The sequence below is a fragment of the Aeromonas sobria genome, assembly GCF_050266975.1.
Classification (GTDB): domain Bacteria; phylum Pseudomonadota; class Gammaproteobacteria; order Enterobacterales; family Aeromonadaceae; genus Aeromonas; species Aeromonas sobria_B.
The window spans coordinates 41,582-60,160 of record NZ_JBKISU010000031.1; the positions used below are offsets into that span (position 1 = coordinate 41,582).

The following is an 18,579-nucleotide window of genomic DNA, read 5'->3' on the forward strand; positions in this document are numbered from 1 at the left end:
TGTTCCACCCTGATTTTTTCAGCCAGCCATGGCCTGTTCAACGGCCATTGGACGCACCAATTAAGAACAGATACGCATTAATGTTATCAAAAAACCCGGCCTAATCATCACCAATTGTTCTAACTAGAATGCAGCTCATGGTTCACAACACCATCAAGCCAGTACCACGGATCAGAAATCCGATTTCAAGGAGCTTTACCATGAATGTTATCCCCAAGAAGCTGACCGCTATCGCGTCTGCCCTGCTGCTGGGCGCCGCATTGACCGGAGTCTCCACCATGAGCCATGCCCAAACTGCGAACCCCACTGAACCCGTCTCCATGGTGACCCAATGGGACAAGACCTTCGCCCAGAGCGACAAGGTCGAGCATCGCAAGGTGACCTTCAAGAACCGTTATGGCATCACCCTGGTCGCTGACCTCTATCTGCCGAAGAACCGGGGAAACGCCAAGCTGGCGGCCATTGCCCTGGGCGGTCCCTTTGGCGCGGTGAAGGAGCAGTCGAGCGGTCTCTATGCCCAAACCCTGGCCGAGCGCGGGTTCGTCACCCTGGCGTTCGATCCCTCCTACACCGGCGAAAGCGGCGGCCAACCGCGCGATGTGGCCTCACCCGACATCAACACCGAAGATTTCAGTGCCGCCGTCGATTTCCTTGGTCTGCAAGGGGAGGTGGACCGTACCCGGATCGGTCTGCTGGGGATCTGCGGCTGGGGTGGCATGGCCCTCAATGCCGCCGCCGCCGATACTCGCGTCAAAGCCGTGGCGACCAGCGTGATGTATGACATGAGTCGAGCCATGGGGCATGGGGTCGGCGATGGCAAGGATCGTTACACCACGGCCGATCGCCGCGCCATATTGAAACACCTGAACGAACAACGCTGGCAAGACGCGGAAAGTGGCTCTTTTGCCCATAGCAATCACGATCTCTATGTCGACCAGAAGGGTAAGGTCACGGCAGCCAGCCGGACCCTGCCAGAGGCCCTGCCGGACAATCCGCATCCGGTCCTCAAGGAGTTCTTCGATTACTACCGTCTCCCGCGCGGCTTCCACTCTCGCTCGGTGAACTCTAACGGAGCCTGGACCACCACCATGCCGCTGTCGTTTATGAACATGCCGCTGCTGAGCTATGCCAGCGAGATCACGATTCCTACGCTTGTCGTCACCGGCGAGAACGCCCACTCGCGCTACTTTGCCGAAGATGCCTTCAAGGCCGTGGGCAGTCAGCAAAAAGAACTGGTCGTGGTACCGGGTGCCAACCATGTGGATCTCTACGATAACGAGGCCGGCAAGATCCCCTTTGCTCAGTTTGAGCAGTTCTTCAAGACCAACCTGAAGTAAAGGCCAAGCACGCGGCGGGCCATACCGCCGCGCGTTTTCCATCGGATGCGGTGTCACATGACGTGTCTGCTGCACGAAAGCTGATGTCGGGAGCTAAGCAATGACCACTGAAACACGCACCATACTGCCGGCCTTGCTGTTGATCGCGGCGGCACTGGTCGCCTCGGCCATGCTCTTTATTGGGCAACCGCAGATGGGGGCCATCCCTTCAGGCGCACGCCTTGATGCCATCACCCGATCACCCCATTACCGAGGCGGTGAATTTCAGAATCTAGAGCCCACATCTGTACTGACCGGTGACAGCAGTACCCTCTCGATCATCCTGTCGGGGTGGCTGAATCCTGCCAACGATCTGACTCCCACCACCCCCCTCGCTGCCGTCAAGACCGACCTTCACCGTCTCGACCGCCATGCGGATCTGGTGATCTGGCTCGGACACTCCTCCTATTACGTCCAGTTGGCGGGCAAGCGCATCCTGATTGATCCCGTCTTTAGTGACAATGCCGCCCCCCTGCCCTATGCCAATGAAGCTTTTGCAGGCAGTAATCCGTATAGCGCCGGGGATGTCCCCGACATTGACTACCTGCTGATCAGCCACGATCACTGGGATCATCTCGACTATCCAACCCTGAAGGCACTGCTGCCCAGGGTCAAGGCGGTGGTCAGCGGGCTCGGTGTCGGCGCTCATCTGGAGCTCTTTGGCTACCCACAGGCCCGCATACATGAGGCGGATTGGAACAGCACCCTGCAACTGGATCCCGAACTGACCATCCATCTCTTGCCTGCACGCCATTACTCCGGGCGACTGTTTAAGAAGAACCAGACGCTCTGGGTCGCCTTCGCCCTGAAGAGTGCCCGGCAAACCCTGTTCTTCAGCGGTGACAGCGGCTACGGTCGCCACTTTGCCGATATCGGCCGGCGCCTGGGACCAATCGATCTGGCCGTGCTGGACATGGGGCAATACGACCCGCGCTGGCCACTGATCCACATGACACCGGAGGAAGCTGCCAAGGCCGCAGAGGATCTGCAAGCCCGTGCCCTGATGCCGGCTCATCTGGGCAAGTTTGCCCTGGCCAACCACCCCTGGATGGCGCCACTGGAGCGGATCAGCCGTGCCAATGACGGCAAGCCCTATCGCTTGCTGACACCACGGATCGGCCAGCCCCTCGCCATGGCGAGCCTCCCCGCCACCACGGCCTGGTGGCAGCAGGAGTTCGCTCAAAACGTCACCCTCAGCCTCAACGGACAAGACAACATGCGCATCAAGATGACCATCAATGGCCGCACGGCCGTGGCGACGCTCGACGATACGCCGAGCGCCCGGGACTTTTTCTCCCAGCTCCCCCTCACCCTGGCACTGGAGGAGTACGCACAGACGGAGAAAATTGCCTACCTGCCGCGCAAGCTGACGACTCAGGCGGCGCCAGAGGGGATAGACCCGCAAGTCGGAGACATCGCCTACTACGCCCCCTGGGGCAATCTGGCGATCTACTACCGGGACTTCGGTTACTCGAGCGGCCTCATCCGCCTGGGACGCCTTGTATCGGGTCTGGATGCCTTGACTGCCCAGCCTTCGGGCACCCTCACCATTGAAGCCGTCAAATGACGCACCTCCATCCTTCAATATCAGGTCGTGAAATGAATACTGAACATCCATCTATTGCACCCGCTGAATACTCGCCCGTGGTACAGGAGCATTGGGGGGCCGTGGGGGCCATGTCCCTCTGCGTGGCCCTGCTGATCGCCGCCGAGTTTATGCCGGTCAGCCTGCTGACCCCGATCGCCCGCGATCTCGGTGCCAGCGATGGCCAGGCAGGCCTTGCCATCTCCATCTCGGGTCTCTTCGCCGTCGTCGCCAGCCTGCTGGTCACCCGGATCTGCGCCCATCATGAGCGGCGTCATGTGCTGATGGTATTGGCACTGGTGATGCTGATCTCCCTCATCCTGATCGCGCTGAGCCCCAACTTTGCGCTGCTGATGCTGGCCCGGGCCCTGCTGGGCGTGGTGGTCGGTGGATTCTGGGCACTGGCCACCGCCACCATCATGAGGCTGGTGGCCCCCGACTCGGTGCCCAAGGCCCTCGGCCTCATGTACACCGGCAATGCCGTCGCGACCGCCTTTGCCGCTCCGCTCGGCAGTTATCTGGGGGGCATCATCGGCTGGCGGGGCGTGTTCTGGCTGCTTACCCCGCTGGTGGTGCTGAATCTGCTGTGGATGGCCGTCAGCCTGCCCTCGATGCGAAGCGAGCGCCGCGTGGCACAAGTGCTGGGGCTGCTCAAGCGACCCAATGTGGCGATGGCCATGCTCGGCGTCATGCTCACCTTTGCCGGCGCCTTCTGTGCGTTTACCTACTTCCGACCGTTTCTGGAGACGCGTACCCAAACCAGCCTGCCGGAACTCTCCTCCCTGCTGCTGGCACTGGGAATGGCCGGATTCGTGGGCACCACTGTGGCCAGCGCCACCCTGCATCGTCACCTCTATCGGCTGCTGCGATGGCTGCCTCTGATGCTTGCACTCATCACCCTTGGCCTGCTCGCCATGCAGCACTCCTTCTGGGGCGTCGCGCTGATGCTGACCCTGTGGGGTGCCATCAATGCCGCCATTCCGGTTGCCTGGTCAGCCTGGATAGCCCGGGGGATCCACGATGCCCCCGAGAGTGGCGGCGGCCTCATCGTTGCCGCCATCCAGCTCTCCATCATGCTGGGGGCTGGCATCGGTGGCTGGCTGCTCGATCACTACACCATAGGCGCCACCTTGATTGGCAGCGCCGCCCTGTTGATGGTGGCCACGCTGGTGGTCGGCAATGGCAGGCGGCTGCACACCGCCCAGGTGAACGGATGATGCTCCAATCCCGTGACTCAACCCGCTCAAGACGCCGTGCAGCCCCTGCGTTGCACAGAGATACCCCGGCAACTGATGTCACCTCATCGTCGATACCGTGCCCTATGTGCACGATCTTAATGCCTGCGTTTCAAGGGGTCCCTGGTGCTGGTGGGTTATCTTGGCCCGCTCGAACCGGCCCTGGACAGCATGCCCATGGTGATCGGCGGCAAGGCGGTAGCGGCGTCCATGATTGGTGGTATGGCTGCGACTCAGGAGATGCTCGATTTCTGCGGCCAACACGACATAGTGTCGGATGTGGAAGTGATTGCCATGCAAGATATCAACGCTGCCTATGAACGGATGCTCAAGAGCGATGTGAAGTACCGCTTCGTCATCGACATGGTCTCCCTCAAGGTGCCGATCTGATAACCTCGACCGGCCCGCTGGCCCGGCATCGGTATCGCATTAACCTCCTTGGTGGGATAGTACTTTTAACCTGTAGAGACTGGGTCTGCCCACTTCGTTGGGCATAGCACTGATATCAGCTGGGGTTATTGTGATGAACCCTTTCTCCAACGCCCTGCGAGCATGAGCGAATATCTGGGATGGCAAATCGTCTGCCCCGAGACGGGTAACAGCACGACCGGCTTAACTCTATGCCTACTGGTGTGGCCATTTCCATCACCTGCCTTTTCAGCCGCTATGCGGCTGTTTTTTGGCCTGTCGCGGTTGGCCGGGAAGTTCGCCTTCAACCTTGAGAAAGGATCCCCCGCAATTTCGGTCACCATATGCAAGCCACTTGATACCCCTTGTCCTGGACATTCTTTGCCCAAATCGATGCGGCTTTGCGGAAACTAACTGAAAACATGCACCGACAACCCGGGGCGATTTGCCCTTTCATGGCACGCCAGCAGCTGTTAACATGCCGCCCCTATGCCTATTTTGCGCTCTGGCGTGACCGTCACGCCGCCCTAACCCCGCCCTTCGCGGCGCCTGCCGCCTGACTCTGGTTGTCACAACCGGAGCGTGTTTGTTCATCCGTCATATACCAATACAACAATGTGATCCTGCCCGAACGCCACCTGACCCCGAGTCGGTGGATGCTCTGTGCTATGGCTCCTCAACAAGCGAGAAAATCCCCCCATGCTGGAACGTGCAAGACAAGAGTGGTTCTCCAACATACGCGGTGACCTGCTGGCCGGTATCGTGGTCGCCCTGGCGCTGATCCCGGAGGCCATCGCCTTCTCCATCATCGCCGGCGTCGACCCCAAGGTCGGCCTCTATGCCTCCTTCTGTATCGCCGTGGTCATCGCCTTCGTCGGCGGCCGTCCCGGCATGATCTCCGCCGCCACCGGTGCCATGGCGCTCTTGATGGTGACCCTGGTCAAAGATCATGGCCTGCAATATCTGCTGGCGGCCACCCTGCTCACCGGGGTACTGCAGATAGCGGCGGGCTACCTCAAGCTCGGCAGCCTGATGCGGTTTGTCTCCCGCTCCGTGGTCACCGGCTTCGTCAACGCCCTGGCCATCCTCATCTTCATGGCCCAGCTGCCGGAGCTCACCAACGTCACCTGGCAGGTCTACGCCATGACGGCGGCCGGCCTTGCCATCATCTATCTGTTCCCGCTCATCCCCGTGGTGGGCAAGCTGGTGCCCTCTCCGCTGCTGTGCATCGTCATCCTGACGGCGGTGGCCATCACCATGGGCATCGATATTCACACCGTGGGTGACATGGGCGAACTGCCCGATACCCTGCCCATCTTCCTCTGGCCCGAGGTGCCGCTCAATCTCGAGACCCTGGCGATCATCTTCCCCTACTCTGCGGGTCTGGCCGTGGTGGGTCTGCTCGAATCCATGATGACGGCGGCCATCGTCGACGACCTGACCGATACCCCAAGCGATCGCAATCGCGAGTGCAAGGGCCAGGGGATCGCCAATATCGGCGCCGGCCTGATGGGGGGCATGGCGGGGTGCGCCATGATTGGCCAGTCCATCATCAACATCAAATCCGGTGGCCGCGGTCGCCTCTCCACCTTTGTGGCGGGCACCCTGCTCATCCTGATGGTGGTGTTCATGGATGAGTGGATCCGCCAGATCCCCATGGCAGCCCTGGTGGCCGTGATGATCATGGTCTCTATCGGAACATTTTCCTGGGAGTCGGTGCGCAACCTAAAAACCCACCCCCTCTCCACCAGTATCGTGATGCTGGCCACAGTCGCCGTGGTGGTGGCTACCCATAACCTGGCACTCGGGGTATTTGTCGGGGTGCTGCTCGCCTCCCTGTTCTTCGCCAACAAGGTCGCCCGCTTCATGCTGGTCAAGAGCGACAGCGAGCGCAGCGGCGTGGTGCGCACCTATCGGGTGAGGGGCCAGGTGTTCTTCGCCAGCGCCGAGCAGTTCTTCGCCGGCTTCGATTTCAAGGAGGTGGTGGAGAAGGTGGTGATCGACCTCACCTATGCCCACTTCTGGGACATCACCGCCGTCACGGCGCTGGACAAGGTGGTCATCAAGTTCCGCCGCGAGGGCACCGAGGTGGAGATCATCGGTCTGAACGAGGCCAGTGCCACCATAGTCGATCGCTTCGGGGTACACGACAAACCGGAAGAAGTGGAAAAGCTGCTGGCTGGCCACTGATCACAACAAGGAGTCCATCATGACCCATATTTTTGCCTGTATCGACGGCTCCCCTGCCCAGGCGGCGGTGTGCGACGCCGCCGCCTGGGCCTCGACCGGCACAGGGCTGCCGGTCACCCTGCTGCACGTACTGGAAAAAAACGCGTTTGAGGGGGAGAGCGATCTCTCCGGCGCCATCGGTCTGGGCAGCCGTGAGCTGCTGCTCGAGGAGCTGGCCGAGCTGGATCATCGGCGCAGCCGCCTGGCCCAGGAGCAGGGTCGCCTGCTGCTCGAGAGCGCCCAAGGCTACTTGACTGGTTTGGGGGTGACCCAGGTCGAAAGCTTGCAACGCCACGGCCAGCTGGTGGAGGCAACCCAGGCACTCTCATCCAACATGCGGATGATGATCATGGGCAAGCGGGGCACTGCCCACGACGGAGACCACGCGCTCATCGGCAGCCATATCGAGAACGTCATCCGCACCCTGGCCAACCCCATCATGGTGGTGCAGCCGGGCTTTGAGGCGCCGCGCCGCTTCCTGTTTGCCTATGACGCCAGCCCGACCGCGAAGAGGGTGCTGGCGCTGGTCGCCGGCAGCCCGCTGCTCAAGGGGCTGGCGTGCGAGCTGGTGATGGTCGGCGAGCCCAGTGACGAGCACGAGCGCCAGCTGGCGCAGGCCAGGCAGGTGTTGAAGAGTGCGGGGGTCGAGGTCGATGCCCGTCTGCTTCAGGGGGAGGTTGCCCCGAGCATTTGCCAGCATGCCACCGAGGCGGGGATCAACCTCATCGTGATGGGGGCTTACGGCCACTCACGGATCAGGCAATTTATCGTGGGCAGCACCACCACGGGGATACTGAAAATGACCAACGCCTCTCTGTTGTTGCTGAGATAATCAATCATCAGGGGCGGGATAGCCCGCCCCTGCGTGTGTCAGAACCAGCTTTGTACCGCCTCTCTGGCCGGGATCCCGCCTGCATGGACTACCTTGTCATCGATGACGACGGCCGGCGTCGACATCACCTTGTACTTCATGATGTCAGGCAAGGACTCCACCTTCTCAAGCTCAATTGAGACACCCAGTTCATCCACCACCTGCTGGATAAGCTGGACGGTGTGCTTGCAATTGGCGCAGCCCATGCCTAGCACTTTTACATGTTTCATCTCACACTCCTCATCAAGAAATCAACGGCGATACGACGTTAAACACCCAGCCAACCAGGGTGAAGGAGACCAGCAGCACCAGCAGCAAGGTGCCCAGCAGCGGCCACTTCATCACTTGCTTGAGCAGAATGAATTCAGGAAAACTGGCCGCCACCGTGCTCATGCAAAACGCCAGTGTGGTACCGATGGGCAAGCCATTGACGATCAAGCTCTCCATGACCGGGATCACACCGGTCGCATTCGAATAGAGGGGAATGCCGATCAGCACGGCAGCCGGAACTGACCACCATTGACCGGCACCAAGGTGTGAGGCAATCCAGCCATCAGGCACAAAGCCATGAAGCGCAGCGCCAAGCCCCACACCGACAATGACCCAGATCCATACCCGTTTGAAGATGGTTAGGGTTTCATCTTTGGCAAAGCCATGGCGCTTGGCCAGTGAGAGGCTAGGAGTATCTACGTGCTGTTGGGCAATATTGCCTTGCTGATGCTGCCCCTGCCTGAGGGCCTCAGCGGCAAAATCGGCCAGCCAGCGTTCGGCCTTGATCTTGTCCAGAAATACCCCACCCAGGATGCCAACCGCCATGCCGACCACCACGTAAATCAGGGTGAACTTCCAGCCAAGCAGACTGACCAGCAACAGGACGGCCACTTCGTTGATAAGGGGTGAGGTGATGAGGAAGGCCATGGTGATCCCGAGGGGGATACCGGCTGAAGTGAAGCCCAGGAACACAGGAATACTCGAGCAAGAACAAAAAGGGGTGATGGCACCAAAGCCGGATCCCAGGAGATAGCCCACGCCTCTGTGCCTGCCCGCCAGATAGTCCCTCACCCGTTCGACGTTCAGGGAGGCCCGCAGCATGGCCACTATGTAGATCATGACCAGCAGCAGCGCAAAGATCTTGCTCACATCCTCCACGAAGAAATGGAGCGCATCCCCCAGCTTGGTTTGCGGGCTCAGGCCCCATTGCTGGTAGACCAGCCAGCTGGCAAAGTCGGTGAAAATCTGAAACATAATGGCTCCATCAACATCGCGGTTATCCAGAAGACGTTGCATGTCAGCAAAGGATGCTCATAGTTTTCGTTTTTTTGCTTGCGCCGCGATCTCATGATCTGCACCCAGCCCCTTCCATCAATCGCTGAATACCAGCGAGTCAAGGACACCTTGCCCGCTATGAACGCCTCCCTCTGTCGCTTCGGCCGATTTGCTACGGAGCAGATATCCAGCGAAGCTCTGCTCGGCAGAGCCAGGATTGCCATCTATCTGAACGGTGAACATGCCTAGTTCACCGATCAAATCCGTCACCCGATGCAGCTCTCCTCTGCGCACTATCCAGGCAGGCATGGCTCTGGGAACGGGATGTAAGCGGCCCATCAGCGACCAGGCCTGATATTGGAGTGGGTCAAGGGTTGCCAATTTTGCCAGGATGTCAGCCCCAAACAGACAATGCCCACCCCCTTCACCCTGATTTTTAAGCACCCAACTATCGGCGGGCGCAGCTTCTACAAAGTGGGCGCTATCTGGGGTAACAGGGTGCATCTCCCCCAGAACATCTCTCACTGTGTCAGCCTCTTGCGGGGTCAAGCCAAATGAAGCGAATCCCTCTTCGCCCAAACGCGACAGCAGCATCTGTACTCGTTTGCTGGTCGCCAATTGCTGGGCGACCGTGGCATTGACGGCGACTCTGTGTCGCTCAATCAACACACGGGTCGCCATCAGCGCCTGGCAACATCGCTGCTCTTTGAGAGCAGTCGCCTCATAATCCGAATATTGGTATCCGGCCCGCAGATAGACGGTATCGAGGGAGCCGACCCCATCGAGGAGCAACCTGTCGTTGGCGCCCGTACTCAGTCGATGATGCAGTTCACGAAAGGTTCTGCGCTGGGTCTCAATCCCTTTGCGCTGGAGTGCCCGCTCAAGCAGGTGTTGATCAAACACATTGTTCTCATGCTCCTGCACTATCATCAGAAACCTTGCCGGGCCGGGGTCACCAAACTCACGCTTGATCTTGAAGGTGGCCTCGGCAATGCCTGCCGACAATCCTTCAATGGCATGATTGCCGACGAGCTCCCCCATCGCCTCGGGTGACAACTGCGCATATTCAGCAGGCCATTGCCGTTGCAGATAGTGGTGCAGTTCATGTATTCGCTGACCAAATGGCCCCATACCTGCGGCGATGCCATTGAACTCTACCAGCTTGTGGCCATCTCGTTTGTCGTCCATAAAGTCGCTGCGCATGATGAGCAATGGCAGCCGGGGGGCCTTGGTGGCTGATGCGTGTATCTGTTGATGCATGCTGAGCAGGGCTGAAAAGAAGGGATCGCCCGCCGTGATGGGATGAATGGCATCGTATAAAAAACCATGATCCTCAGAGACGGCATAGATCAGCTTGCTCAACGTCTGCGCCGCACCTTTCAAATGCTGGTAGCTCGCTCTGCTGATCGGGGTCGGCGTCAGGGTAAATGGGGTATGCACGGCAGAATGCAGCGACGCTTTAAAGGCGACACCCTGGGTTAATGCCCACTCGACAGCATCATCTTTGATTTTATGGATGCCAAGAGAACTCATCATAAGCTCCTGATTGTTTGCTCACTGACCTGAAAGAACCGTCTATCCAGCGCTGGCATGGCTGTAGCCCCGCTTCTTTGGCCGAAACCAAGAAAAAACAAAGAAAAGGCCGAGGAGAACACCTTGGCCTTCTGCTGAACATGGGTCATGGCTTACTTCACCACTGGGGTGAAGCAACAGACCCGGCCCGTGTCATCCAACCTGACCTGACAGTCCAGAGAGAGCCGCTGACGCAGACGCTCCCTGGCCCGCAGCAATCGGGACTTGGTGGCGGCAAGGGTCAGGCCGTATTGGGCGGCAAAATCTGCCTGCTTCATCCCCTCCAAATCGCAGCACCTCAGAATATCCCGGTCAGCCTGGGCCAGCTTCTCCAGCGCTCTGGGCAAGCAGCCAGCCAGCGAATCCACCGCATCAGGCTCACTCTGCTGCATGACCAACCCGTCAGGAAGTTGCAGCAGAGGGCGTTGCCTGCGGCTTCTATCAATCACCAGATGTCTGGCGACGTCAAACAGCCAAGCCCTGGCATTCTCGATGGCGCAGAATTTCCCCTGCTGGCGGATCGCCCGCAAGAAGGTCTCTTGCAGCAGATCATCGGCATCCATCGGGCTGCCAGATTGCTTGAGCAGCCACCCATAGATCTCATGTTCGTGCTGCTGCCACGCCGTCATCAGGCAAGGTGGCGCGCCCGTTGGCCCGGTCACTTGATACGTTTTCCTTGTGCATCCACCACCCGCTCCCCGTCTTCCTTGCTGAAGGCCCCTTGCTGGGGGCTCGGCAAAATATCCAGCACCACCTCTGACGGACGGCACAGCCGGGTGCCAAGCGGGGTGACCACTATGGGACGATTGATCAGGATGGGATGAGCCAGCATGGCGTCGATCAACTCATCATCGCTGAACTTCTCCTCCGCCAGCCCCAGCGCCTCAAAAGGCGGCACATTCGTGCGCAGCAACCCGCGCGCCGGCATCCCCATGGCGGCAATCAGGGCGATCAGGGTCTCGCGGCTCGGCGGTGTCTCCAGATAGTGGATAACGGTCGGCTCAACCCCTGAATTGCGGATAAGTGCCAGCGTATTGCGTGAGGTGCCACACGCCGGGTTGTGGTAGATGGTGATCTTGGGGTCACTCATGCCTGGACCTCCGCTTTGCCATAGTGGCCCTTCATGCGCAGGGCCACGTTGACCAGGGCGATCAGCACGGGCACCTCCACCAGCGGGCCTATCACGCCGGCGAAGGCCTGATCCGAGCTCAAGCCAAACACGGCGATGGAGACCGCAATGGCCAGCTCGAAGTTATTGCCGGTGGCGGTAAAGGCGATGGAGGCGTTCTTGTCATAGGGAATGCCCAGCTTCTTGCCCACCAGGAAGCTGGTGAAGAACATCAGCACAAAGTAGATCACCAGGGGCACGGCGACCCGCAGCACATCCATGGGCAGCTCGACGATCATCTCCCCCTTGAGGCTGAACATCAGCACTATGGTGGCCAGCAGGGCGATCAGAGTGATGGGTGAAATAGCCGGGATGAAGCGCTCGCTGTACCACTTCTCCCCCTTGGCCTTGATCAGGTAATGGCGGCTCAGGAAACCTGCCAGGAAGGGAATGCCGAGATAGATGAGCACGCTCTCGGCAATATCCAGCATGGTGATGTCCACCGCGAAGCCCTGCAGGCCAAACAGCGGCGGCAGTACGGTAATGAACAGCCAGGCCATGAAGCTGTAGGTGAGGATCTGGAAACCGCTGTTGAGGGCCACCAGGCCCGCACCGTACTCCTTGCTGCCGCCACCAAGATCGTTCCACACCAGCACCATGGCGATGCAGCGCGCCAGGCCGATCAGGATGAGGCCCACCATGTAGCCAGGCTCGTCATGCAAGAACACCAGGGCGATGACGAACATCAGAATGGGGCCCACCAGCCAGTTCATCACCAAGGAGAGGGTAATTGCCTTACGGTCGCGGGTCATGGTGCCCATGGTTGCGTAGTTCACCTTGGCGAGCGGCGGGTACATCATCAGGATGAGGCCTATGGCGAGCGGCACATTGGTGGTGCCGACCGACATCGCCTCATTCCACTGGGCCACCTGGGGGAACAGGTAACCAATGCCCACCCCGATGGCCATGGCGACGAAGATCCAGAGGGTGAGATTGCGGTCGAGAAAACTCATTTTTTTGCTGACGGGCAGATCGCAGCAGGCTGTAGTACTCATCACGAGACTCCATGAGGATTGGATGAAACGGGCGGCTGATGGCGGGGCAAACCGATTGAAATGAGCGCCGCCAACAGAATAAAGAGGGTGGAGATCCAGAGGCAGGCCTCGAGACCATAGAGCTGGAACACCAGCCCGGAGAGCAGGGTGCCGAGCAGGCGCCCCAGGGCATTGGCCATGTAGTAGAAGCCCACATCCAGCGATACCCCGTCAGAGCCGGCATAACTGACAATCAGGTAGCTGTGCAGGGAGGAGTTGATGGCAAACAGAGCGCCAAACACCATCAGCCCGCCCACCAGGCTGATGGCCGGATGCAGATCGAAATGCAGCGCCAGGGCGATCAGGGCCGGGATCAGGGCCAGCACCAGGGCCCAGCCCATGGCCGCCTTGCCATCGGGTACCCGCCCCTCCCGCTTGCCGGTAAAGCGGGGCGCCTGGGTCTGAACCACGCCGTAGGCAATGATCCAGAGCGCCAGGAATCCCCCCACATACCAGTGGTCCCAGCCAAAGCTGGAGGCGAGATACACAGGCAGCGCCACCACGAACCAGACATCCCGGGCACCAAACAGGAAGAGGCGGGCCGCCGACAGGGTGTTGATGGCCCGGCTCTTGGAGAAGATCTCCCTGAACTTGGGCTTGTTCTTGGCTTTGCCGAGATCCCGTTTCAGGGTCAGCACGCTGACGCACCACACCAGCGCCAACGCCAGCGCCATGACCAGCACGGTCCCCTGAAACCCGAGCAGGGTCAACAGGGCGCCGCCGAGGAAAAAGCCCATCCCTTTCAAGGCATTCTTCGAGCCGGTCAGGAGGGCCACCCACTGGTAGAGCTGACCCTGGGCCTCTCCCGGCACCAGCGACTTGATGGCGCCCTTGGCGCTCATCTTGTTGAGGTCTTTGGCTACTCCCGAGAGCGCCTGCGCCCCCATCACCCAGGGCACCGTCAGCCAGAGCGGCGGCACCAGCAGCATGCCGAGCGCCAGCACCTGGAGGGCGAGGCCGATGTTCATGGTGCGGTTGAGCCCGAGGCGAGCCCCGAGCCAGCCCCCCACCAGATTGGTCACCACCCCGAAGATCTCGTAAAAGAGAAACAGGGAGGCGATGGCCAGCGGGCTGTAACCCAGCCCGTGGAAGTAGAGCACCACCAGCATACGCAGGGCGCCGTCGGTCAGGGTAAAGGCCCAGTAGTTGCCGGTCACCAGCAGATACTGGCGGATCTCAGGGGAGAGTCGGGTCAGTGCCATGGCGGGTTATCCTTGCGCCTTGTCCATCTGACCGACCATGCGCATCAGCTCGGCGGTGCGGTTGGCATAGCCCCACTCGTTGTCATACCAGGCGTAGATCTTCACCTGGGTGTCGTTGACTACCATGGTGGAGAGCGCATCTATGGTGCAGGAGCGCGGATCCGTCTTGTAATCCACCGACACCAGGGGGCGCTCTTCATAGCCCATGATCCCCTCGAGCTCACTCATGGCGGCGGCCTTGAGCAGGCCATTGACCTCGGCTTCGGTGGTGGGGCGATTGACCTCGAACACGCAGTCGGTGAGGGAGGCGTTGGCCAGCGGTACCCGCACCGCATGACCGTTCAGCTTGCCCTTGAGCTCGGGGAAGATGTGGGTGATGGCGGTGGCAGACCCCGTGGTGGTGGGGATCAGGCTCAGACCGCAGGCGCGGGCACGGCGCAGATCGGCATGGGGGGCATCCAGTATGGTCTGGGTGTTGGTGATGTCGTGAATGGTGGTCATGGAGCCGTGCCTGATGCCGAGCCGCTCGTGGATCACCTTCACCACGGGCGCCAGGCAGTTGGTGGTGCAAGACGCCGCCGTCACTATGGGGTGCTGCGCCTTGTCGTAGAGCTGGTGGTTGACCCCCATCACTACGTTGAGCACCCCCTCCTCCTTGACCGGAGCTGTCACCACAACACGCTTCACCCCTTGCGCCAGATAGGCATTGAGCAGGGCCTTGGTTTTCATCTTGCCGGAAGCCTCGATCACCACATCACAACCGGACCAGTCGGTCTGACCGATCTCCTTGTTGCGAGTGCAGAGGATGCGATGGTTGCCTATCACCATCTGGTCCCCCTCGGCGCTCGCTTCATGATGCCAGCGGCCATGGACCGAATCGAAGGTGATGAGGTGTGCCAGGGAGGCGGCATCGCCAGCCGGGTCATTGATGCGCACAAACTCCACATCCGCCCAGTCGAAGGCGGCGCGAAAGGAGAGACGGCCCATGCGGCCAAAGCCGTTGATACCCACTTTGATGGTCATGCTGTTTTCCTTAATCGGCGAATGAATAGTGGCTGTTGAGGTAGTCGACGTGGGGCGCCAATGTCAGCGCCTTGGGACGCAGCCCTTGCACCAGCGACTTGACCCTGGCGGGGGCATAGCCCGCCTCCAGCAGCAAGATGGCTGCCATCAGCCCGGTACGACCCGAGCCGCCACGGCAATGAATGGCCAGGGTCTGGCCCGCCGCCAGTCGCGCCAGCAGCGCCGTCTTGTGGCTGGCAAAGGCGGCGGCAAAGGGCGCCTCGGGGGCGCAATCATCCTCCACCGGCAGCTGGTACCAGGCCAGCCCCAACGCCTCGCACTCGGCGGGCAAGCTATCGGCCTTGAATTCGCTAAGCTCGGCATCGGGCATCATGGTGACTACCGCATCTGCCCCAGCGGCTTGCAATGTCTTGAGGGACGCTTGCAGGGAAGCCTCCCTGGTGCCGGGGCAGGGGGTGAAGACAAGGCGGGCGCCATTGTCCAGGTTCAGGATGTCAAAGGGGTGCATGTTAAAACGACTCCATGTCTCGTCAGGATGGGGGTAAAAGTGGGACTCAGCACGCGGTGATACCGGGCAGGGTCAGCGCGGCTCGTCGCAACAGGAGGCGTGCGACTGGCTGTTGGCTGCCTGGGGACGGCTCTCAGCCAGACCGCAGGCCTCCGGATGACCGGCGCAGCACTCCTCGGTGAGGTAGCCGATAAGGCCCAGCATCAGGGGGATGTTGGCGCGGTAGCGCAAGAAGCGTCCCTCCTGCTCCACCGAGAGCAGGCCCGCGTGCAGCATGGCCTTCAGATGAAACGAGAGGGTGTTGGGGGCTAGGTCCAACTCGCTGGCCAGCTGGCCGGCGACCTGGCCTTCCAGTCCGGCCTTGACCAGCAGGCGCCACACATCGAGGCGAATGCCGGATGCAAGGGACTCGAATACCTTGGTGGCGATCTCTTTGTTCATTTGGAACCTCTCCAATCACTTCATGATTTCAACTATACAAGAGTAATTGAAATGATCAAGCCATCCTCCCCAGGTTCCAATTTACAAGGGGGGGCATGATTGCCATCATGCCCCCTTCCGACACCCCAGCGAGCGGCATCCATCATGTTCAATCACCTCTCCCTCTCCACCTTCAACGAGCTGGAGCTGATGGTCTACCACTATGTCATCAAGCACAGAGAGCAGGTCCCCTTCATGCGGATCCGCGAGCTGGCAGAGGCGGCCGGGGTCTCGACCACCACGGTGCTGCGCTTTTGCAAGAAGCTGGGCTGCGAGGGTTTCTCCGAGTTTCGGATCCGCTTCAAGCTCTCCCTGGAGCAGGAAGCCCAATCGGTCGCCCGCTTCGGGGTCAACGAGCTGATGAGCTTCTTCAAGAGCATCAACAATCCCGAATTCGAGACCCTGGTCGACCAGGCTGCCGCCCTGGTCGCACAGGCCGACCGGGTCTTGTTCGTCGGGGCGGGCACCTCGGGCTCCCTCGGCAAATACGGGGCCCGTTTCTTCTCCAACGTCGGCAAATTCAGCAACCATATCGACGATCCCTATTACCCCATCAGCACGGACACCTTCAACAATGCGGTCGCCATTATTCTTTCTGTCTCGGGGGAAACGCCGGATATTTTAAAGCTGGCGCAAAATTTCAGTTTTCATAAATGCAAACTCATCAGCATCACCAATAGCGAGACCTGTTCCCTGGCCAAGATTGCCGATTTCAATCTCTCCTACCATATGCCGCAGTTATTGATTGGCCAGCAGCACGATATAACGACCCAGGTGCCGGTCCTGTATATTCTCGAGGCCATCGGCAGGCGTTTGACGGCCCATTCCGCCCCCTGAAAACAGGCTGTTTTTTCGGTGTAACAGGTCACGAAACACCTGTTTCGTTATATCGTGACTTTCGTATTTGCTTTGCTAACCTCTTGCCATCGCACCTCGTCCCCAGCCCGGGCCCGTCCCGGTATCTCGCGGCGAGGGATGGCCAGACGACGCCATATTGGCGCCTTTGAGGAGAGCAACCAATGACACGGCAAGGGTTACCGAAAGAGTTTCTGTGGGGGGGCGCGGTCGCGGCCCATCAGGTGGAAGGCGCCTGGGATCAGGGTGGCAAGGGTCCCAGCATAGTGGACGTGCTGACCAGCGGCGCCCACGGCGTCGACCGTATCATCACGGACGGCATACTGCCCGGCCACCACTACGGCAACCACGAGGCGGTGGATTTCTATCACCACTACCCCCAGGATGTGGCTCTGCTGGCCGAAATGGGCTTCAAATGTTTCCGTACCTCCATCGCCTGGTCGCGCATCTTCCCCAAGGGGGACGAGCTCACCCCCAACGAGCAGGGTCTGCAATTTTATGACGACCTGTTCGACGAGCTGCTCAAACACGGCATAGCGCCCGTCATCACCCTGTCCCACTTCGAGATGCCCTGGCACCTGGTCAAGGAGTACGGCGGCTGGAAGCATCGCAAGCTGGTCGAATGCTTCGTGCGCTTTAGCGAGGTGGTGATGCGCCGCTACCGCCACAAGGTCAAATACTGGATGACCTTCAACGAGATCAACAACCAGCGCAACTGGCGCTCCCCCCTGTTCGGCTACTGCTGCTCCGGCGTCGTCTATACCCAGGAGCCGAACCCGGAGGAGTGCATGTACCAGGTACTGCACCACCAGTTCGTGGCCAGTGCCCAGGTGGTCAAGCTGGGCCACGAGATCAACCCCGATTTCCAGATCGGCTGCATGATCGCCATGGTGCCCCTCTACCCCTACTCCTGCCACCCGGATGACGTCATGTACGCCCAGGAGGCGATGCGCGAGCGCTTCCTGTTCAGCGACGTCCACGTGCGCGGCGCCTACCCCGCCTACATCCGAAAGGAGTGGGAACGCAAGGGTTACCAGATAGTGATGGAACCCGGCGACGAGCAGATACTGCGGGAGGGCTGCGTCGACTACATCGGCCTGAGCTACTACATGAGCAACGCGGTGCGTGCCCATCATCAGGGCAGCGGCAACGCCCTCTCGGGCTTTGAGGGCAGCGTGCCCAACCCCCACGTCAAGGCCTCCGACTGGGGCTGGCAGATAGATCCGGTCGGCCTGCGCTACAGCCTGAACATCCTCTATGAGCGCTACAACAAGCCCCTGTTCATTGTCGAGAACGGCTTCGGCGCCCTGGATAAGCCGGGGGATCAGGGCGAGGTGCAGGATGACTATCGCATCGACTACCTCAGATCCCACATAGAGCAGATGAAAAAAGCCGTCATCGAGGATGGGGTCGAGCTGATGGGTTACACCCCCTGGGGCTGCATCGATTGCGTCTCCTTCACCACGGGGGAGTATCGCAAACGCTACGGCTTCATCTATGTGGACAAGCACGACGATGGCAGCGGCAGCCAGGCCCGCAGCAAGAAGAAGAGCTTCCATTGGTACAAGGCGGTGATCGCCAGCAACGGCGAGACCCTCTGAAGCCAGGCCCCGACCTGCAAAAAGGGTTACCCTCGGGTATAATGCCGATCAGTTAAGGATCCATTGACCGATCCTCCTGATGTGTAAAAATCCGAAACCTGTTGATTTGGTTTCGGATTTTTTATGCGTATCGAACAGGCTCTCGACTTCCTTCACGCCCGCAATA

Annotated in this window: 18 protein-coding genes; 8 read left to right on the forward strand and 10 right to left on the reverse strand. The window is 60.1% G+C overall.

The features are described from left to right. The first annotated feature begins 200 nt into the window (after positions 1-200). The 6 genes from ACLHZ1_RS16450 to ACLHZ1_RS16475 all read left to right on the forward strand — a co-directional run bounded on the left by ACLHZ1_RS16450 (position 201) and on the right by ACLHZ1_RS16475 (position 7,665). Positions 201-1,337: an alpha/beta hydrolase gene (locus ACLHZ1_RS16450; protein ID WP_427262943.1), complete on the forward strand. Its 1,137-nt coding sequence runs from the start codon at positions 201-203 to the stop codon at positions 1,335-1,337. Positions 1,338-1,437: 100 nt separating this feature from the next. After that, positions 1,438-2,943 (forward strand): cyclophilin-like fold protein, encoded by a 1,506-nt coding sequence (locus ACLHZ1_RS16455; protein WP_427262944.1) that lies wholly within the window; start codon positions 1,438-1,440, stop codon positions 2,941-2,943. 32 nt (positions 2,944-2,975) lie between these two features. Then, on the forward strand, positions 2,976-4,178 hold the full coding sequence (locus ACLHZ1_RS16460; RefSeq protein WP_427262945.1) for an MFS transporter: 1,203 nt from the start codon (positions 2,976-2,978) through the stop codon (positions 4,176-4,178). A 144-nt stretch (positions 4,179-4,322) separates the two neighbouring features. Then, positions 4,323-4,586, forward strand: a complete 264-nt coding sequence (locus ACLHZ1_RS16465; RefSeq protein ID WP_427262946.1) for a hypothetical protein — start codon at positions 4,323-4,325, stop codon at positions 4,584-4,586. A 717-nt stretch (positions 4,587-5,303) separates the two neighbouring features. Continuing rightward, positions 5,304-6,794 carry a SulP family inorganic anion transporter gene (locus tag ACLHZ1_RS16470; RefSeq protein ID WP_427262947.1) on the forward strand — a complete coding sequence of 497 codons (1,491 nt, stop codon included), beginning with the start codon at positions 5,304-5,306 and terminating at the stop codon, positions 6,792-6,794. A 19-nt stretch (positions 6,795-6,813) separates the two neighbouring features. Continuing rightward, positions 6,814-7,665: a universal stress protein gene (locus ACLHZ1_RS16475; protein ID WP_427262948.1), complete on the forward strand. Its 852-nt coding sequence runs from the start codon at positions 6,814-6,816 to the stop codon at positions 7,663-7,665. Between the two features lie 38 nt (positions 7,666-7,703). Here ACLHZ1_RS16475 and ACLHZ1_RS16480 read toward each other — a convergent pair whose 3' ends face one another. From ACLHZ1_RS16480 to ACLHZ1_RS16525, 10 genes are all read right to left on the reverse strand, one after another. Then, positions 7,704-7,934, reverse strand: a complete 231-nt coding sequence (locus ACLHZ1_RS16480) for a thioredoxin family protein (protein WP_427262949.1) — start codon at positions 7,932-7,934, stop codon at positions 7,704-7,706. 13 nt (positions 7,935-7,947) lie between these two features. Beyond that, positions 7,948-8,991, reverse strand: a complete 1,044-nt coding sequence (locus tag ACLHZ1_RS16485; RefSeq protein ID WP_427262950.1) for a permease — start codon at positions 8,989-8,991, stop codon at positions 7,948-7,950. 75 nt (positions 8,992-9,066) lie between these two features. After that, the gene (locus tag ACLHZ1_RS16490) at positions 9,067-10,503 is read right to left on the reverse strand and encodes a glutathione synthase (RefSeq protein ID WP_427262951.1); all 1,437 of its coding nucleotides are present in this window, start codon (positions 10,501-10,503) and stop codon (positions 9,067-9,069) included. A 152-nt stretch (positions 10,504-10,655) separates the two neighbouring features. Further along, entirely contained in the window at positions 10,656-11,204 is a 549-nt protein-coding gene (locus ACLHZ1_RS16495) for a sigma-70 family RNA polymerase sigma factor (protein ID WP_427262952.1), read from the reverse strand. Beyond that, entirely contained in the window at positions 11,201-11,632 is a 432-nt protein-coding gene (gene arsC / locus ACLHZ1_RS16500; RefSeq protein WP_427262953.1) for a glutaredoxin-dependent arsenate reductase, read from the reverse strand. The genes ACLHZ1_RS16495 and arsC overlap by 4 nt, the downstream gene beginning before the upstream one ends. Next, entirely contained in the window at positions 11,629-12,705 is a 1,077-nt protein-coding gene (gene arsB, locus ACLHZ1_RS16505) for an ACR3 family arsenite efflux transporter (protein ID WP_427262954.1), read from the reverse strand. The genes arsC and arsB overlap by 4 nt, the downstream gene beginning before the upstream one ends. After that, the gene (arsJ, locus tag ACLHZ1_RS16510; protein ID WP_427262955.1) at positions 12,705-13,946 is read right to left on the reverse strand and encodes an organoarsenical effux MFS transporter ArsJ; all 1,242 of its coding nucleotides are present in this window, start codon (positions 13,944-13,946) and stop codon (positions 12,705-12,707) included. Before arsJ ends, arsB begins: the two co-directional genes overlap by 1 nt. Positions 13,947-13,952: 6 nt before the next feature. Then, positions 13,953-14,969 carry an ArsJ-associated glyceraldehyde-3-phosphate dehydrogenase gene (locus tag ACLHZ1_RS16515; RefSeq protein ID WP_427262956.1) on the reverse strand — a complete coding sequence of 339 codons (1,017 nt, stop codon included), beginning with the start codon at positions 14,967-14,969 and terminating at the stop codon, positions 13,953-13,955. Positions 14,970-14,979: 10 nt separating this feature from the next. Further along, on the reverse strand, positions 14,980-15,477 hold the full coding sequence (locus tag ACLHZ1_RS16520) for a tyrosine-protein phosphatase (protein WP_427262957.1): 498 nt from the start codon (positions 15,475-15,477) through the stop codon (positions 14,980-14,982). Positions 15,478-15,549: 72 nt separating this feature from the next. Then, positions 15,550-15,918 (reverse strand): ArsR/SmtB family transcription factor, encoded by a 369-nt coding sequence (locus tag ACLHZ1_RS16525; RefSeq protein WP_427262958.1) that lies wholly within the window; start codon positions 15,916-15,918, stop codon positions 15,550-15,552. A 144-nt stretch (positions 15,919-16,062) separates the two neighbouring features. Between ACLHZ1_RS16525 and ACLHZ1_RS16530 the strand changes: the two genes are divergently transcribed. Then, positions 16,063-16,794 carry a MurR/RpiR family transcriptional regulator gene (locus tag ACLHZ1_RS16530; RefSeq protein WP_408797687.1) on the forward strand — a complete coding sequence of 244 codons (732 nt, stop codon included), beginning with the start codon at positions 16,063-16,065 and terminating at the stop codon, positions 16,792-16,794. Between the two features lie 182 nt (positions 16,795-16,976). Then, on the forward strand, positions 16,977-18,413 hold the full coding sequence (locus ACLHZ1_RS16535; protein ID WP_427262959.1) for a 6-phospho-beta-glucosidase: 1,437 nt from the start codon (positions 16,977-16,979) through the stop codon (positions 18,411-18,413). Positions 18,414-18,579: the final 166 nt, after the last annotated feature.

Bases quoted from the DNA above. Each gene is read 5' to 3' on its own strand.
- ACLHZ1_RS16450 (WP_427262943.1), top strand. From the start codon at position 201: ATGAATGTTATCCCCAAGAAGCTGACCGCTATCGCGTCTGCCCTGCTG.
- ACLHZ1_RS16455 (WP_427262944.1), top strand. From the start codon at position 1,438: ATGACCACTGAAACACGCACCATACTGCCGGCCTTGCTGTTGATCGCG.
- ACLHZ1_RS16460 (WP_427262945.1), top strand. From the start codon at position 2,976: ATGAATACTGAACATCCATCTATTGCACCCGCTGAATACTCGCCCGTG.
- ACLHZ1_RS16470 (WP_427262947.1), top strand. From the start codon at position 5,304: ATGCTGGAACGTGCAAGACAAGAGTGGTTCTCCAACATACGCGGTGAC.
- ACLHZ1_RS16475 (WP_427262948.1), top strand. From the start codon at position 6,814: ATGACCCATATTTTTGCCTGTATCGACGGCTCCCCTGCCCAGGCGGCG.
- ACLHZ1_RS16480 (WP_427262949.1), bottom strand. From the start codon at position 7,934: ATGAAACATGTAAAAGTGCTAGGCATGGGCTGCGCCAATTGCAAGCAC.
- ACLHZ1_RS16485 (WP_427262950.1), bottom strand. From the start codon at position 8,991: ATGCAACGTCTTCTGGATAACCGCGATGTTGATGGAGCCATTATGTTT.
- ACLHZ1_RS16490 (WP_427262951.1), bottom strand. From the start codon at position 10,503: ATGAGTTCTCTTGGCATCCATAAAATCAAAGATGATGCTGTCGAGTGG.
- arsC (WP_427262953.1), bottom strand. From the start codon at position 11,632: ATGAGTGACCCCAAGATCACCATCTACCACAACCCGGCGTGTGGCACC.
- arsB (WP_427262954.1), bottom strand. From the start codon at position 12,705: ATGAGTACTACAGCCTGCTGCGATCTGCCCGTCAGCAAAAAAATGAGT.
- arsJ (WP_427262955.1), bottom strand. From the start codon at position 13,946: ATGGCACTGACCCGACTCTCCCCTGAGATCCGCCAGTATCTGCTGGTG.
- ACLHZ1_RS16515 (WP_427262956.1), bottom strand. From the start codon at position 14,969: ATGACCATCAAAGTGGGTATCAACGGCTTTGGCCGCATGGGCCGTCTC.
- ACLHZ1_RS16520 (WP_427262957.1), bottom strand. From the start codon at position 15,477: ATGCACCCCTTTGACATCCTGAACCTGGACAATGGCGCCCGCCTTGTC.
- ACLHZ1_RS16525 (WP_427262958.1), bottom strand. From the start codon at position 15,918: ATGAACAAAGAGATCGCCACCAAGGTATTCGAGTCCCTTGCATCCGGC.
- ACLHZ1_RS16530 (WP_408797687.1), top strand. From the start codon at position 16,063: ATGTTCAATCACCTCTCCCTCTCCACCTTCAACGAGCTGGAGCTGATG.
- ACLHZ1_RS16535 (WP_427262959.1), top strand. From the start codon at position 16,977: ATGACACGGCAAGGGTTACCGAAAGAGTTTCTGTGGGGGGGCGCGGTC.